Source organism: Bacillus cereus group sp. Bce041, assembly GCF_052646455.1.
Genome location: NZ_JBQXON010000023.1, coordinates 30,982 through 47,542 on the forward strand (window position 1 = coordinate 30,982; position 16,561 = coordinate 47,542).

Below are 16,561 nucleotides of genomic sequence, written 5' to 3' on the forward strand. Positions count from 1 at the left end.
ATATGAAGAAAGTTGGTTTTTTTCAATCTATTCATTTAAAATTTGTGCTTATATATATGCTATTAATATTAATAGCGATGCAAGTTATTGGAGTATATTTCGTAAGGGAATTAGAGAAGAGCTTAGTACAAGGTTTTAGGGATTCTTTAACGCAGCAAACAAACTTATTATCATATAATTTGAAGCAAGAGTTTAAAAAAAGTTATACAAAAGCAGAAACAGAGTCAACAGATGAAACGATTAAAACTTCAATTCGAAAATTTGCCTCTGATCAGAAGAAAGTTATACAAGAGGTAAGTGTATTTGATTCGCACAGAAAGTTACTGGCTATTTCAGATGAATCAAAGCAGAATAAGGTGAATCGAACATCAACTGATATAGCTGTTCAGCGAGTGTTAGTACAAAAAAAGCCGGAAGTGAAAATTGAGAAGGATGGTAGTACAGGTCATCGTGTTCAAGTTATGCTTACTCCGATTCTAGATGATAACGGTAAGGATGCGCTTGGTGTTATTTACATTGTGGCATCTATGGAAGATGTATATAAACAAATGAAGGATATAAATCAAATTTTTGCTACGGGAACAGTAATTGCTTTATTAGTAACGGCCGTACTTGGGATTTTATTGGCTCAAACAATTACAAGACCAATTTCAGATATGCGGAGACAAGCAATCGAAATGGCAAAAGGAAATTATTCGAGAAAAGTAAAAGTGCATAGCCATGATGAAATTGGACAACTGGCATTATCCTTCAATAATTTATCAAAAAAATTACAACAAGCTCGTTCTTCTACAGAAAGTGAAAGGCGTAAATTATCATCTGTTTTATCACATATGACAGATGGAGTAATTGCTACTGACCGAAAAGGGGATATTATTTTACTAAATGATCCTGCGGAAAAGATGTTAAATGTTTCTCGTGAAACAGCGCTCGATCAATCTGTTTTAGAGGTATTAGGGATACAGGAAGAATTTACGCTCGATCATTTATATGAAGAGCCAGATTCTGTTTTATTAGATTTTAGTACGAGAAACGAACCATATATTTTACGTGCTAGTTTCTCTGTTATTCAAAAAGAAACAGGGAAGGCAAACGGCTTAATTGCTGTACTATATGATGTAACAGAGCAGGAGCGTATAGAACGGGAACGCCGTGAGTTTGTGGCGAATGTCTCTCATGAATTAAGGACGCCATTAACGACGATGCGCAGTTATTTAGAGGCACTTACAGATGGAGCATGGCAGGATCCAAATATTGCACCACAATTTTTAACGGTTACACAAGAAGAAACAGAAAGAATGATTAGACTTGTAAATGCGTTGTTACAGCTATCTAAACTTGATAGTACAGAGCATCGTTTAATGAAAGAATGGGTCGACTTTACTGATTTCTTTAATAATATTATTGATCGCTTTGAAATGTCTAAAGAGCAAAATGTAAGTTTCAAACGATCTTTCTCTAAGAAATCTAGATTTATTGATATGGATACTGACAAAATTACTCAAGTGCTGTATAACATTATTTCTAACGCATTAAAGTATTCACCAGAAGGTGGAACAGTAACATATCGTTTACGTGATCGCGGTGATTTATTAGAAATTAGTGTAAGTGACCAAGGAATGGGTATTCCAAAAGAAAACGTTGATAAAATCTTTGAACGTTTTTATCGCGTAGATAAAGCTCGTTCAAGACAAATGGGTGGTACTGGGCTTGGATTAGCAATTGCAAAAGAAATGATTGAGGCACATGGTGGCTCTATTTGGGCGAAGAGTGAAGAAGGAAAAGGGACAACTATTTATTTCACGTTACCAATGGCAGCAGATGAAGAGGACGATTGGGAATGAGTATGGAAAACTTTAAAACAATAGTTTTAATTAACCTAGTTGTAATTAGCCTATTTCTTACTTTTAACCTATGGACGTATGTGCCAGATTCTACATCCATGCAAAACGCGAAATTTGTGCAGGGAAATGAAGGAATGAACCAAACTAAAATTTCCGATGTTGTCCGTCCTACTTCTATCATCGTGCATAAAGATAAAAATCATTATGGGAGCAGAAGAGAGGCAGATATAGAATCAATCTATAAGCCTCTGGAAGTAGGGGAACTACATGATTTTAAAGAGATATCAATCACTAAGGGTGATTTCCTTTCATATGTGCATGGTGAAGGGAAAGTTGAACTTGTTTTCCCTACCGATATCCCATTTGATGCAGTAAAGTCCATGTTTAACATGAAAGAGAAGAGTACAGATAAGCCTAAACATTTTAATCGTATTCTCCTCGATCCTTCTCGAAGTAAGGATCAAGAAATTAAAATTAACTTTGTTTCTGATGGTGATAACTTTAAAATATACGAGGCAAAATTAAGTGGCGTGTATTTAAAAGATATTGTAAATGCCCAAAATCAATTTATAGTATCAGCAAAGCCTTATTTTGATTATCAACTTAATGATATGAAAAAGTTATTTTTACCAGATGGAACGACAGAGTTAAACAATATAACATATATTTCATCTAATTTAGCAGTTGATACGTTTAAGAATGCTCTGTTTAGTGATCCTCGTTATTTAAGTCCGATTACCGAGATGTCGAAAGAAACATTTACAGATGGTATTAGATCCATGGAAATTGAAAACGATCGTCACATGCTAAAGTATAAAAACTCTTCTGTCTTAACTGAGAAAACGATAGATAATTTAATGCTTTTACAAAAAAGCTTTGAATTCGTAAGTGGTCACAGTGGAAGTTTGGATTCATATCGTTTGGACTATATGAATAAAGGAGAGACAGTATTTCGTTTAAATGAAGATGGATATTCAGTATTCAATGAAGATGGATTAGCTGAATTGAGACAAATATGGGGATCAGAAGAAGTAATGGAATATGAAAGACCGTTGCTGTCTTTAAATACTAAAGGTATAGAACAGAAGGTTACTCTTCCGTCAGGGCATGTTGTAATAGCATCTCTAGAAAATAATCCAGAGATAAAGAAACAAGTAATTAAGGATATTGGTATTGGATACAAGTTATCACTAGATGGACAAGTAGTTCGATTACAACCAATTTGGTATGTAAAGCTTGTTGAAGATGAAACAGGTAAACAGAAAATCTATGAGTGGAGTGAGGGAGGACTAAATGGATTGGGATCGGATTAAAACCATATTTATTGTGACCTTTTTTGTTTTGGACCTCTTTCTCATTTTCCAATTCATTCAAAAGCAAGATAGTAATCAATTGGAGCTTATTGCAGAAACAAAGATAGATCAAGAATTAAAAGCAAACAAAATTACGATGGGAAATATCCCTAAAGAACCGAAAAAAGAGTCATTTATTAGAGCAGAAAATAAAGCTTTTAAAGAAGAAGATATACAGTCTTTGAAAAATCAAACAGTGCATATACAAAATATGTACAAGATAGAAAGTAAGCTAAAAGAGCCTTTTTTAAATACGAAATCATTATCAAAAGATAAGTATAATGAATTTTTGAAGAACTATGTATTGGATGGACAAAAGTATGAATTTGGAGCGGTGAAAGACTCTAAAATTTATTTCTTCCAAAAATATAAAGATAAGCCTATTTTCTATAATAATCAGGCGATGATTGTTGTGGAATTAAATGAAAAAAATGAACTTGTTTCATATACGCAGACAATGCTAACTGATTTAAAAGAAATGGGCGAAGGTGAAAAAACGAAAGAGCAAGAAATTATTACGGCTCAAACAGCTTTAGAAAATTTGTATTTAAAAAATAAAATTCATGGAAATACGCATGTTAAAGAAGCGCAAATTGGTTATGCCACTCTTACCGCATCTACTTCTAATAACCAAGTACTGGCTCCAACGTGGAATTTGAAAACGGAGCAGAAGCAGGACTTCTTTGTGAATGCAATTGAAGGACAAGTTATGGAATTAGGAGAAAAGGAAAATCAAGTGGTTGATGAACATACTGGAGTGAGAAAGAATGGGGTTGCATTTTAGCGTACTTGCAAGTGGAAGTACAGGAAATATGCTATACGTAGGAACCGATGAAAAAAAATTACTAGTCGACGCAGGTTTAAGTGGTAAAGCAACAGAGGCTTTATTTAAACAAGCAGAACTGAATATAAATGATGTATCAGGTATTCTTGTAACGCATGAGCATAGTGATCATATTAAAGGTTTAGGTGTACTGGCACGTAAATATGATTTACCTGTTTATGCGAATGAGAAAACATGGAATGCAATGGAACATTTAATAGGAAATATCCCAACTGAACAAAAGTTTATTTTCTCAGTTGGTGATGTGAAAACCTTTGGTGATATTGAAGTCGAGTCATTTGGAGTTTCTCATGATGCGGCAGAACCGATGTTTTATGCTTTCCATAACAATAATAGGAAGTTAGCGCTTATTACAGATACGGGATACGTAAGTGACCGTATGAAAGGCGTTATTAAGGGAGCTAATGCTTTCGTATTTGAAAGTAATCATGATGTAGAAATGCTTCGTATGGGACGTTATCCATGGAGCATTAAACGACGTATTTTAAGTGACGTTGGGCATGTTTGTAATGAGGATGCTGCATTAGCGATGGCAGATGTAATTACAGATGAGACAAAGCATATTTATTTAGCCCATTTAAGCTTAGATAATAACATGAAAGAACTAGCGCGTATGTCAGTATCACAAGTACTAGAGGAAAAAGGATTTGGAGTGGGTGAATCCTTTGAAATTCACGATACAGATCCAAAAATGCCTACAAAAATTCAATACGTATAATTCTTCATTTTAGTAAACAATAAAGGTGAATATAGTTGTTTTCAGGAAGATAGGTGAACAAATATGTCCTTTATTGATGAAGAAAATTATCGTATGAAACGTGCAGGAAAAAAGAAGCACAAAGGTATAGTTCTTTCTAGTATAGCGGGAACAATTGTAGGAGCTTCTTTATTCGCGTTTGGAGCGCCTTTATTTTCAAATTCTGCTGATACGCTTCCGCAAGCTGAAGCAAGCGGAAGTAATATGGCCGAAGCTCAAGGGATTAAACAGATTAGCTTTGTAGATGCTGTTGATCGTGCATCTGAAGCTGTTGTGGGTGTTATTAACATTCAACGAGATAACTTTTCAGAGGCAGATTCAGAGGCCGGTACAGGATCAGGAGTAATTTATAAAAAGACAGATGGTCAAGCTTATATTGTAACGAATAATCATGTTGTAGCTGGAGCGAATCGTATTGAAGTAAGTCTAAGTGACGGTAAGAAGGTTCCTGGAAAAGTATTAGGAACCGATGTAGTCACAGACTTAGCTGTATTAGAAATAGATGCAAAGCATGTGAAAAAAATAATTGAAATTGGCGATTCTAATACTGTTCGCAGAGGAGAGCCAGTTATTGCGATTGGAAACCCGCTTGGACTGCAATTTTCTGGAACAGTTACACAAGGCATTATTTCAGCTAATGAACGTATTGTCCCTGTAGATTTAGATCAAGATGGACATTATGATTGGCAAGTAGAAGTGTTACAAACAGATGCAGCGATTAATCCCGGGAATAGTGGCGGTGCGCTTGTAAATGCAGCAGGACAATTAATTGGTATTAATTCAATGAAAATTGCTGCAAAAGAAGTAGAAGGAATCGGCCTTGCTATTCCGGTGACTAGAGCTGTTCCGATTATGAATGAACTTGAGAAGTATGGAAAAGTAAGAAGACCATATGTTGGGATTGAACTTAGGTCATTAAATGAAATTCCAAACTATTATTGGTCAAAAACATTACATTTACCAGGTACTGTAACAGAGGGAGTTTGTATTTTGGATGTGAAAAGTCCTTCGCCAGGTGCGGATGCTGGTTTAAGAGAACATGATGTTATTGTGGCGGTAGATGGAAAACCGATTCGCGATATTATTGGATTCCGTACGGCCTTATATGATAAGGAAATTAATGATAAAATGACTCTTACGTTTTATCGTGGCACAAAAAGAGTAACAACAACAGTGAAATTAGGCATTCAAAAGTATTAAAAACAGGAGGGCCTACCTCCTGTTTTCTATTGTAGAAAAGTGAGGTGAAGAAAATGAATTTACCTTGTTGTTTAGAGCATGTTGAATTAGCGTTAGATATTATTGTGGATGAGTGTGAAGTTGCGCCAGTTATCAACAGTGTGGATAACTCGGAAAAAGAGAAAAAAACATGTGAATTTTGTCAAAATGAGGCGACATATGTTGTATCGAACACAGATTCTCACACAATATGTGGGTAGTGTTTGTGGATATGTGGATAAGTTTTGTGGATAACATGTTTGTAAGGTGGAGGATACGTGTGAATATCTCGATTATTTCAATTGGGAAATTAAAAGAAAAATATTTGAAACAAGGTATAGCAGAATACTTAAAACGATTATCTGCATACGCAAAAGTAGAAGTAATTGAATTGCCTGATGAAAAGGCGCCAGAAAATTTAAGTGAAGCAGAAATGTTAATTGTAAAGGAAAAAGAAGGTATACGTATACTGGATAAAATTTCTGATGACACGCATGTGATTGCATTAGCTATAGAAGGAAAGCAAAAGTCATCAGAAGAATTCGCGATAAGTCTAGATCGCCTTGCTACATACGGAAAGAGTAAAGTCGCATTTGTAATTGGTGGATCACTTGGACTAAGCTCAGAAGTGATGAAGCGTTCAAATGAATCACTTTCTTTTTCAAAGATGACATTACCACACCAATTAATGCGATTAGTGTTGCTTGAGCAAGTGTATAGAGCGTTTCGGATTAATCGTGGTGAGCCGTATCATAAGTGATGTATTCTATATAAAACACTGATATTATCATATTTATTTTATTATGCCTATAACTGGAGGCTATGTGAATGGTAAGTGATCAGACGAGATATTCTAGGCTCGCGAATATAACAAAAATAATAAATACGAAATTAGAACTACGTGACGTATTGCAGCGTGTGACAATGGCGATATCAGAGGAGATTGTTAGGTGCGACGCTGTTGGAATTTATTTACCCCAGGAAGATGGAACATTTAGAGGGTTTGCAGGAAAACCAGAGACTATAAATGGTGTAACGCTCGATACGCAAGTAATTGATCCTGAAATAGACTTACTGGCAAAAGAAGTTATTGAAACGAAAAGAACCATCTATATTCCTGATACCTCAAAGGATCATCGACCAGATCCGAGACCGGTTAATGCATTCAAAATTAAGTCCTTATTAGCTCTGCCTATCTCATTTGGGCAAGAGTTATTTGGTCTGGTTTTTTTATTTGATTATGGAATTCCGATGAACTTAACAGATTCAGAAATTCAAAGTGTTGAAGCTTATGTAAATATGGCTGCGGTTGCAATTCAAAACGCAAATAATTTAAAACAAAAGGAAAACCTTATTGCTGAGAAACAACTGTTACTAAATGTTACACGTGATTTATCGATGTGTTCCTCGATACAGGAGAGTTTTGATAAATGCTTTTTTTACCTAGAACAGATTTTAGAGAGTAAAAATATGACTGCTCATCTTCTAGATCCGCTAGACAAAACAACAATTAAAACAACGAAATTAAGTAAGGACTGTCATTGGACAGAAGCGGATTGGACAGAGAAAAGCTATGAAGCCAAGATCCAAGAGGTTATTCAAACAAAAAATATAGATAGTAAGGGTCTATTGATGATTCCATTGGTTTCAATGGGAGAAGTATTAGGGGTAATCGTCGTTGGCAAAGAAGGAAAAGCTCACAATTATGATGATTCCCAACTTCAACTAGCAAAATCTATCGTTGATGCCACAGCCCCTACGTTTTCGAATTTGTTGTATATGGATCAACTAGAGAGCATAGTGGAAGAGCGAACGAGAGAGCTAGCTGCTGCTAATGAAAAAGTTACAAGTGTGATTGAATGTATTACGGATGGATTTTTTATTTTAAATAATAAATGGGAATTTACGTACGTAAATAAGCACCAATATTTTCCGCAAAGAAAAACAGCAAAAGATGTATTAGGAAAGAATATATGGAATGTTTTCCCGAGTGAAATTGACACAGTTATGTATAAGGAATTTCATCGTGCGATGTCAGAGCGAACTACAGTTCATTTCGAATTTCTTTCTACTGCAGATGAATATTGGCACGAAGTTATTGCATACCCATATGATGATGGTATTTGTTGTATTTTTAAAAATATAACGGAAAAAAAGAAATATGAACAGGAATTGAAAAGATTATCCAATATAGATTTAATAGGGCAAATGGCAGCAGGTATCAGCCATGAAATTAGAAATCCAATGACAACAGTACTGGGATTTTTACAGTTATTAAAAGAAGAGAATACCTATGAGAAACATAATAAGTACTTTCATTTAATGATTGAAGAACTTAACCGTGCCAATTCTATTATTACTGAATTTCTCTCAATGGGTAATACAAGGAAATTGGATTTGCAGATGTTAGATTTAAATTCAATTATCCGCGATATTATTCCTTTAATAAAGATTGATACGTACAATCAAAATAAATATATTCAAGTCGATACAAATGACATTCCAGAATTACTTTTAAATCGTAATGAGATACGGCAATTATTAATGAATCTATATCGTAATGGCTTAGAAGCGATGAATACAGGGAAAGTTCTAACCATTAGCACTTACAAGGAAGGTCAAAATTGTGTGGTGCTTGCAGTGCGGGATCAAGGAAAAGGTATCAGGCCTGAAGTATTAGAGAAACTGGGTACGCCGTTTTACACGACCAAAGATAATGGAACTGGATTGGGGTTAGGTGTATGTTATGCCATTGCTGCCCGCCATAATGCAAAAATAGAAATTCAAACAGGATCGGAAGGCACTACCTTTTTTGTTAAATTTAATTATGAAAATAATAAAAAATAACCTTATTTAGAATAGTTACGATGAACCGTATCATAAATAAATTTATTCTTTGTATATAAAAGGATAAAAAGACCATTGGACAAAAATTACCGATGGTCTTTTAAATATTATTAGATGGTATATAGATTTCCTAAAATAAGTATGTTTCTATTTCCATAAAAATATGCTGTAATATGAAGAGGAAAAAGTATAAGTAGTTAGAGAAGTGAGGAATTAAAGGTGAAGAAGTTTAAGAAGTTTTACTTGGAGATTACGAGTGTATGTAATCTTGCGTGTAGCTTTTGTCCGCCGACGGAAAGGCAGAAGCAATTCATTTCTGTGGAGGATTTTGCTAAAAGATTAGACCAAATTAAACCTCACACAGACTACATTTATTTGCACGTGAAGGGTGAGCCGTTGCTCCATCCGAAAATAGATCAACTATTAGACTTAAGTCATGAAAAAGGGTTTAAAGTTAATATTACAACGAACGGAACGTTAATTAATAAGAGAAGACATAGGCTGTTAAATAAGCCTGCGTTAAGACAAATGAATTTTTCACTGCATAGTTTTGATGGACATCCAGGTTCGCAAGATAAAGAGGGCTATGTAAGGAGTATACTTTCCTTCATTAGGGAAGCGACAAGTCAATCAGATTTAATTGTATCGTTAAGGTTATGGAATTTAACTCAGGATAATAAAACAAATGCTGAAATCCAGAAAAATAGAGAGTTATTATCTATAATTGAAAATGAATTTAATCTATCTTATCAAATTGAAGAGAAGCTTACACCAGGAAAAGGTATAAAAATTGCAGAACGTGTCTTTATTAATCAAGACTATGAATTCCAGTGGCCAGCATTACATGAGGAAGAGGATGATGGGAAAGGATTCTGTCATGGACTTCGTAATCAAGCGGGTATTTTAGCGAATGGAACAGTTATTCCTTGTTGTTTAGATGGTGAAGGGATTATTAACCTTGGGAATATTAATAATGATTCATTTTCTAACATTATTGAAGGTGAAAGAGCAACAAACATTGTCGATGGATTTTCGAAAAGAGTTGCGGTTGAAGAACTTTGCAGGAAATGTGGATATCGCAAACGGTTTGGGAAGTAAATATGAAATAAGCCCTCATTAAAGCGAGGGCTTATTTTTTTATTCTTGATAAGAATGCTCTAATTCATCAATTAATGAACCAACGTAAGAAACAGCTTTACGGATTGCATCTGGTTTTGACATATCTACTCCGGCATGTTTCATTAGTTCAAGTGGTTTCATTGTACCACCAGCACGAAGCACATCTAACCAGCGATCAATAGCAGGTTGTCTTTCCTCTTTAATCATTTGAGCTACTGCAGTGGATGCAGTGAGGCCTGCGGAATATGTATAAGCATATAGACCCATATAATAATGAGGTTGACGCATCCAAGTTAAGCCTGCACCTTCATCGATTTCTACAGAATCTCCCCAGAATGTCGATAGGACATTCGTTTTGATTTCAGTTAAAGTTGTAGCTGTAAGGGCCTGTCCTTCTTCTGCTAGAGCATATACTCTACGTTGATATTCACCCTCAAGTAAGTGAGTAACAAAGTTGTGATAATATGTGCCAAGTAGTTGCAGAATAACCCATCTGCGCATTCTCTTATCGTCAGTAGTCGCTAGTAAATGCTGAGCTAATAGTAATTCATTCATAGTTGATGGTGCTTCAACAAAGTACATAGATGGGCGTACGTTCATAATACGTTGATTTTTATTTGCTAAATAAAAATGACCAGCATGTCCAAATTCATGTGCTAATGTAAAGCATCCGCGCATCGTATTTTGCCATGTAATTAAAATATAGGGATGAGAGCCGTATGGACTTGAGCAAAATGCTCCTGTTGATTTACCTACGTTATCTGCAAGATCTACCCATCTTTCTTTGAATCCTTTTTCGATTATGGAACTATATTCATCGCCTAATATTTTTAAAGAATCTTGAATGAGCGTGCCTGCGTCTTCATAAGTAATCGACGGATTAAATTCGGGATCTAAAGGTGCATGTAAGTCACAGAAAAGCATTTGATCGAGTCCTAATACTTTCCTTTTTAAATCTGCAAAACGGCGCATATGAGGTGCTAGTTCTTTATAAATAATATCAAGTTGGTTGTTATACATTTCAAGTGGAACCTTTTGTGGTTCTAATAGCATATGGGTAACGGATTCATATTTACGTAAACAAGAAAGTGTTACTTGTTTTTTTACTTCAGTAGCATATGTTGTGGCAATTGTATTTTTATATCGTTTTAGTGTGGAAACAAATGATGAATATGCTTTTCGACGTATATATGTGCTTGGAGAAAATTCATATTTGCTTTCAACTAATGAGAATGAAACAGGAAGTTCGTTTCCTTGTTCGTCTTGTATAGAAGTGAAATCCATATCGGCCAATTTAGTCATGCCGTAAATTTTGTATGGAGAACTATGAACTTCGCCAAGTGCAGCAAGTGCTTCTTCTGTTTCAGGAGAGAGTGTGTGCTGTCTTTTTTGTAGTATTTCTAGTAACGATTTACGGAAAGGTTCGAGTTTTGTTTCTTCAGTTAAATATTTTTCAATTGTTCCTTCGTCGAATGAGAGGATTTCATTATGAATAAAGGATAGTGCAGTATGTACTTTCGTCCATAAAGCAGAAATTTTGGAAGAGTTCGCTTGAATACTTGGATTTGTACGATCAGTAGATTCTTTTAAATTTGCATATGAGTATAGTTTTGTTAACGTCATTAAAAGCTCTTCTTCTAAAAGTAGGCAATTTAATAAAGTGTGGGAGCTAGTATGTAAATGCCCTTTAAATGAATCAAGTTTCTGTATATCATTTTCCAATGCGTTTAATGCAGCATGCCATTCGGCATCAGAATTATACAAATCGGATAAATCCCATGTTAGTTCAGCAGGTACCTCTGCGCGATTAAGGCGATTTTCCATTACATTTTTCAAGTCGTATCTCCTCCTTATTAAGACTATCTAAACACATAATACTAGAAAATTCAGTTAAATTAAAATATTTTACATTTTTATATACAAAAAAGAAGGACAAGCATGAAAATGCTTGTCCTTCGAGTTAATTTAAGAATTAATATACTTTGTCACCATTGAAAATCGAGTTTTTCACGACAACATAATCTACAGTACGAATAGCGTCTAATTTTGTTCCGCCAGCGTAAGAGATAGAAGATTGAAGATCTTGTTCCATTTCGATTAACGTATCTTCTAAAGAACCTTTATGCTCAACGAACATTTTCTTACCTTCAACGTTTTTCTTCTCACCCTTTTGGAATTCAGAAGCAGAACCGAAGTATTCTTTATAAAGTTTGCCATCTCTTTCAATTGTTTCCCCTGGAGACTCTTCGTGACCAGCGAATAGAGAACCGATCATGACCATAGTTGCCCCAAATCGAATAGATTTAGCTACGTCGCCGTGTGTACGAATACCACCATCAGCGATAATTGGCTTACTTGCAGCTTTTGCACACCAGCGAAGTGCAGCTAGCTGCCAACCACCAGTTCCGAAGCCTGTTTTAATTTTAGTAATACAAACTTTACCAGGTCCAATACCAACTTTTGTTGCATCGGCACCAGCATTTTCTAATTCTCTTACTGCTTCTGGAGTTCCAACGTTTCCAGCGATAACGAAGCTCTCTGGTAAATGTTTTTTAATATGTTGAATCATGTTGATCACAGCATTAGAATGACCGTGTGCGATATCAATCGTGATATATTCAGGTGTAAGTTGCTCAGCAGCTAATTGTTGTACGAATTCATATTCGTCCTCTTTTACACCAACGCTGATAGAAGCGATTAATCCACGTGATTGCATATCTCTAATGAATGAGATTCGTTTCTCTGGTTGGAAACGATGCATGATATAAAAGTAGTTGTTCTCAGCTAAATAAGTTGCAATTCTTTCATCAATAATCGTTTGCATATTTGCAGGCACGACAGGTAATTTAAATTTATGTTTTCCTAAAGTGACAGTTGTATCACATTCAGAGCGGCTATTTACAATGCATTTTGCAGGAATTAATTGAATATCTTCATAGTCAAATACGTTTTCCATCATTTACACCCCTAAAATACGAATATTTTATTTTTATTAATCAAAAATGTTCGTCCATAGGATAATTTACATTATTTTTATTAAGAAGTCAAAGGATTTCTTAACATTTTTTAAAAAAGTAGATTTTACATCTGAAAAAAAACGTTAAAAACGAATTTAAAACGTTTTTTTGTTTTTATTGTTCGTTTATGGGAAGGGTTGAAAAATTAAGATAATTATACAAGGTTGTATGTATTCTTTTTATTTTTTTGAGTGGATGTAGGATACTATAAAAAGGTTAATGCTAACAATACGAGCAAAAGATGTTATCAAGTAGTTGAACAATATATGAAATGAAAAGGTTTATTTCTATATAAAAAGATGAATCTGGCATGATTCACCTTTTATGTGAGGTTTCAAGTATAATAAGTAGGGTGATAGTAACGTATACAAAAGATAAAAAAGAAAATAATACAGAATAAAATGAGGTTAATATATGAGTAAAAAAAGTTTTTCTGATTATAAATTATGTAAGGAAATTGTAAGGGCACTTACTGGGTTAGGGTATGATCATCCAACGGAAGTACAAGGTGAGGTTATTCCAGTTGCATTACAAAAGAAGGATCTTGTTGTGAAATCCCAGACTGGAAGTGGAAAAACAGCTTCATTTGGTATTCCACTTTGTGAAATGGTGGAGTGGGAAGAGAATAAACCACAAGCATTAGTTTTAACACCAACGAGAGAGCTTGCGGTACAGGTAAAAGAAGATATTACAAATATAGGTCGATTCAAAAGGATTAAGGCTGCGGCAGTTTATGGGAAATCTCCATTTGCACGTCAAAAATTAGAATTAAAGCAAAAGACACATATTGTAGTTGGGACTCCTGGTCGTGTGTTGGATCATATTGAGAAGGGTACCCTTTCTTTAGAGTGTTTGAAGTATTTAGTTATTGATGAAGCAGATGAGATGCTAAATATGGGCTTTATCGATCAAGTAGAGGCAATTATTGATGAATTACCTACAAAAAGAATGACAATGTTATTTTCAGCAACACTTCCAGAAGATGTTGAGAAATTGTCTCGTACATATATGAATTCACCAACTCATATTGAAATTAAAGCGGCTGGGATTACGACGGATAAAATTGAACATACTCTTTTTGAGGTGATAGAAGACGAGAAGCTTTCACTACTTAAAGATGTAACAACGATTGAGAATCCTGATAGCTGTATTATTTTCTGCCGTACACAAGAAAATGTAGATCATGTATATAGACAATTAAAACGAGCTAACTATCCTTGTGACAAAATACATGGTGGTATGGTACAAGAAGATCGTTTTGAAGTCATGGATGATTTTAGAAAAGGAAAATTCCGTTATTTAGTAGCAACAGATGTAGCTGCGAGAGGAATTGATATTGATAATATTACACATGTTATTAATTATGATATTCCACTTGAAAAAGAAAGCTATGTACATCGTACTGGAAGAACGGGACGAGCTGGAAATAGTGGAAAAGCTATTACATTTATAACACCATATGAAAATAGATTTTTAGAAGAGATTGAGGAGTATATTGGATTTGAAATTCCAAAGGCAATTGGACCTTCAAAAGAAGAAGTTATGAAAGAGAAAGCTGCATTTGAAGAAAAGATACATGCTAAACCAATTATAAAGAAAGATAAAAATGCAGACATCAACAAAGGCATTATGAAGCTGTACTTTAATGGCGGGAAGAAAAAGAAAATTAGGGCGGTAGATTTCGTCGGTACAATTGCTAAAATTAAAGGTGTTACAGCAGAAGATATAGGCATTATTACGATACAAGATAATGTTTCTTACGTTGAAATATTAAATGGAAAAGGACCACTTGTCTTGAAAGTCATGAAGACTACAACGATTAAAGGGAAACAACTAAAAGTTCATGAAGCAATTAAGTAAATAAAAAACTATCCACTTTAATAGGTGGATAGTTTTTTATTTATGATTCTTTTAAATCATCCACTAGTTGCTCCGCTAAACGTCTATACATATTACTCATAGTCACGAAGGATGTTAGTAGTAGAAATTTTTCTAGCTTTGTATCTTCTAAGGAAGAAATCTCATTTACTTCTGTAACACGGTTATTTACGTCTTGTTTAAAGCTTTCGACATTGCTTTCAGTAAGAGCAAGATAATTTTTGTATAACGTATTTAATTCGAATGAATCATCATTTAATAAGGAGTCATTTATAGTTTCTAATGAACTTTTTATGTCGTTAATGGAGAGAGCTCCCTTTAATTGATAAATTAGGCTAATTAAAATCATATGCTCTTTTGAATACTTTTTATTTTTGATGGGGATGAATAGTTTCCCTTTTGCGTAATTATTAATCATCGTTTTGGTTAATACTTTTTCATCATCAGTTCTCGTTGTATCTGCATAAGTATTCTCAAATAGTTGAACAACTTGATCTACATATAAGTCAACATTTGGAATATCCTCAAGTTTAATGTTTTTTTCTAAATGCAATGTCTCAAGTAATTCATTTATATTTTCCACGTAGAATCCCTCACTTTTATAACTTAGTGGAACTTAATGTTTAATATATCTTTAAATATGGTATTACGAAACAAATGAATTGTAAATGTTGACCTTAAAAAGAAATGTGTATATAATTACATGTAGTTATTAAAACTACATGTAATTATATGAGGGGTGTTATTATGAATACTTATGTAAGGGAACCAGTTAATGCATTTACTCACTTAGGTGGAGCGATATTATCATTTATTGCCTTATTAGCTATGCTTGTGAAAGTTTCTATCAAGATGCCATCATTTGCTGCAATTACAGCTGTTATTTTGTTTGGTATTGGAATGATGGTCCTTTATACGGCGTCAGCTGTGTATCATAGTGTTGTGGCCAATGCACGTGTTATTTACTTCTTTAGGAAGCTAGATCATTCTATGATTTTTATATTAATTGCAGGTACATATGCACCCTTTTGCTTAATTACATTAAATTCAGCAAGTGGTTTACTATTATTTTGTTTAGTCTATGCAACTGCGATTTGTGGCATTGTATTTAAAATGTTTTGGTTTAATTGTCCAAGATGGTTATCGACAGCAATTTATATTACGATGGGTTGGTTAATTGTGTTATTCTTTGCACCGTTAGCTGAGAATTTAAGTACAGGAGGCATTATTTTCTTAGTACTTGGGGGCATTTTTTATACAATTGGTGGATTTATTTATGGAACAAAGCCAAAATGGTTAGAGTTTAAATATATGGGGCATCATGAAATTTTTCATGTTTTTGTATTATTAGGTAGTCTTGCGCATTTTCTAAGTGTATATTGTTATGTAATTTAATAAAAAAACGCCACATAATAAAAATTATGTGGCGTTTTTTTATTACCTGATTAGAATCGTATATGTTATAAAATTATTATGGGATAAAATGTAAGTTTCTGTGTTCGCATGTTAAACATAGGATAAGAAATATGTGATATACTTTGAGAAGTTTATAATGAATGAAATATGGAGGACTATAATTATGGCAATACTTGTAACAGGTGGAGCAGGATATATTGGTAGTCATACATGTGTAGAATTACTAAATAGCGGTTACGAAGTTATAGTAGTGGATAACCTTTCGAATA

The 16,561-nt window shown here is 34.2% G+C and carries 15 protein-coding genes; 12 read left to right on the forward strand and 3 right to left on the reverse strand.

From position 1 onward, the window contains the following. Positions 1-2: 2 nt before the first annotated feature. From walK to ACUN13_RS30105, 9 genes are all read left to right on the forward strand, one after another. Positions 3-1,844, forward strand: a complete 1,842-nt coding sequence (walK, locus tag ACUN13_RS30065; protein ID WP_000755367.1) for a cell wall metabolism sensor histidine kinase WalK — start codon at positions 3-5, stop codon at positions 1,842-1,844. Next, positions 1,841-3,157: a YycH family regulatory protein gene (locus ACUN13_RS30070; RefSeq protein ID WP_000061560.1), complete on the forward strand. Its 1,317-nt coding sequence runs from the start codon at positions 1,841-1,843 to the stop codon at positions 3,155-3,157. The genes walK and ACUN13_RS30070 overlap by 4 nt, the downstream gene beginning before the upstream one ends. Then, positions 3,138-3,980 (forward strand): two-component system regulatory protein YycI, encoded by an 843-nt coding sequence (locus ACUN13_RS30075; RefSeq protein WP_000383740.1) that lies wholly within the window; start codon positions 3,138-3,140, stop codon positions 3,978-3,980. Before ACUN13_RS30070 ends, ACUN13_RS30075 begins: the two co-directional genes overlap by 20 nt. After that, on the forward strand, positions 3,964-4,758 hold the full coding sequence (locus ACUN13_RS30080; RefSeq protein WP_000522837.1) for an MBL fold metallo-hydrolase: 795 nt from the start codon (positions 3,964-3,966) through the stop codon (positions 4,756-4,758). The genes ACUN13_RS30075 and ACUN13_RS30080 overlap by 17 nt, the downstream gene beginning before the upstream one ends. Before the next feature lie 63 nt (positions 4,759-4,821). After that, complete coding sequence (locus ACUN13_RS30085; protein WP_000008031.1) at positions 4,822-5,997, forward strand: S1C family serine protease; 1,176 nt, start codon at positions 4,822-4,824, stop codon at positions 5,995-5,997. Between the two features lie 53 nt (positions 5,998-6,050). Next, complete coding sequence (locus tag ACUN13_RS30090) at positions 6,051-6,236, forward strand: CxxH/CxxC protein (RefSeq protein ID WP_001052833.1); 186 nt, start codon at positions 6,051-6,053, stop codon at positions 6,234-6,236. 59 nt (positions 6,237-6,295) lie between these two features. After that, positions 6,296-6,775 (forward strand): 23S rRNA (pseudouridine(1915)-N(3))-methyltransferase RlmH, encoded by a 480-nt coding sequence (gene rlmH, locus ACUN13_RS30095; protein ID WP_001027000.1) that lies wholly within the window; start codon positions 6,296-6,298, stop codon positions 6,773-6,775. 68 nt (positions 6,776-6,843) lie between these two features. After that, positions 6,844-8,862 (forward strand): GAF domain-containing sensor histidine kinase, encoded by a 2,019-nt coding sequence (locus ACUN13_RS30100; protein WP_000253113.1) that lies wholly within the window; start codon positions 6,844-6,846, stop codon positions 8,860-8,862. Between the two features lie 219 nt (positions 8,863-9,081). Then, positions 9,082-9,960 (forward strand): radical SAM/SPASM domain-containing protein, encoded by an 879-nt coding sequence (locus ACUN13_RS30105; RefSeq protein ID WP_342761617.1) that lies wholly within the window; start codon positions 9,082-9,084, stop codon positions 9,958-9,960. A 39-nt stretch (positions 9,961-9,999) separates the two neighbouring features. On the opposite strand, the gene pepF is transcribed toward ACUN13_RS30105, so the two are convergent. Both pepF and guaC read right to left on the reverse strand, forming a co-directional pair. Next, positions 10,000-11,817, reverse strand: coding sequence for an oligoendopeptidase F (gene pepF, locus ACUN13_RS30110; protein WP_342761616.1), 1,818 nt, complete (start codon positions 11,815-11,817; stop codon positions 10,000-10,002). 136 nt (positions 11,818-11,953) lie between these two features. After that, complete coding sequence (guaC, locus tag ACUN13_RS30115; RefSeq protein WP_000432447.1) at positions 11,954-12,937, reverse strand: GMP reductase; 984 nt, start codon at positions 12,935-12,937, stop codon at positions 11,954-11,956. A 475-nt stretch (positions 12,938-13,412) separates the two neighbouring features. Between guaC and ACUN13_RS30120 the strand changes: the two genes are divergently transcribed. Then, a complete protein-coding gene (locus tag ACUN13_RS30120) occupies positions 13,413-14,858 on the forward strand; it encodes a DEAD/DEAH box helicase (protein WP_445424149.1) in 1,446 nt (481 codons plus the stop codon). Positions 14,859-14,898: 40 nt separating this feature from the next. On the opposite strand, the gene ACUN13_RS30125 is transcribed toward ACUN13_RS30120, so the two are convergent. After that, positions 14,899-15,459 (reverse strand): DUF1836 domain-containing protein, encoded by a 561-nt coding sequence (locus ACUN13_RS30125; RefSeq protein ID WP_000427879.1) that lies wholly within the window; start codon positions 15,457-15,459, stop codon positions 14,899-14,901. Positions 15,460-15,623: 164 nt separating this feature from the next. On the opposite strand from ACUN13_RS30125, the gene trhA reads away from it, so the two are divergent. Next, positions 15,624-16,271: a PAQR family membrane homeostasis protein TrhA gene (gene trhA / locus ACUN13_RS30130; protein WP_445424150.1), complete on the forward strand. Its 648-nt coding sequence runs from the start codon at positions 15,624-15,626 to the stop codon at positions 16,269-16,271. Between the two features lie 184 nt (positions 16,272-16,455). Next, positions 16,456-16,561 (forward strand): NAD-dependent epimerase/dehydratase family protein (locus ACUN13_RS30135; protein ID WP_113623475.1); only part of this gene is annotated, 106 nt, incomplete at its 3' end.

What these genes read in the sequence shown, in the direction of transcription:
- ACUN13_RS30080 (WP_000522837.1), top strand. Translation starts at nt 3,964, where the DNA reads ATGGGGTTGCATTTTAGCGTACTTGCAAGTGGAAGTACAGGAAATATG.
- guaC (WP_000432447.1), bottom strand. Translation starts at nt 12,937, where the DNA reads ATGGAAAACGTATTTGACTATGAAGATATTCAATTAATTCCTGCAAAA.
- ACUN13_RS30075 (WP_000383740.1), top strand. Translation starts at nt 3,138, where the DNA reads ATGGATTGGGATCGGATTAAAACCATATTTATTGTGACCTTTTTTGTT.
- ACUN13_RS30100 (WP_000253113.1), top strand. Translation starts at nt 6,844, where the DNA reads ATGGTAAGTGATCAGACGAGATATTCTAGGCTCGCGAATATAACAAAA.
- ACUN13_RS30120 (WP_445424149.1), top strand. Translation starts at nt 13,413, where the DNA reads ATGAGTAAAAAAAGTTTTTCTGATTATAAATTATGTAAGGAAATTGTA.
- walK (WP_000755367.1), top strand. Translation starts at nt 3, where the DNA reads ATGAAGAAAGTTGGTTTTTTTCAATCTATTCATTTAAAATTTGTGCTT.
- ACUN13_RS30070 (WP_000061560.1), top strand. Translation starts at nt 1,841, where the DNA reads ATGAGTATGGAAAACTTTAAAACAATAGTTTTAATTAACCTAGTTGTA.
- trhA (WP_445424150.1), top strand. Translation starts at nt 15,624, where the DNA reads ATGAATACTTATGTAAGGGAACCAGTTAATGCATTTACTCACTTAGGT.
- ACUN13_RS30090 (WP_001052833.1), top strand. Translation starts at nt 6,051, where the DNA reads ATGAATTTACCTTGTTGTTTAGAGCATGTTGAATTAGCGTTAGATATT.
- ACUN13_RS30085 (WP_000008031.1), top strand. Translation starts at nt 4,822, where the DNA reads ATGTCCTTTATTGATGAAGAAAATTATCGTATGAAACGTGCAGGAAAA.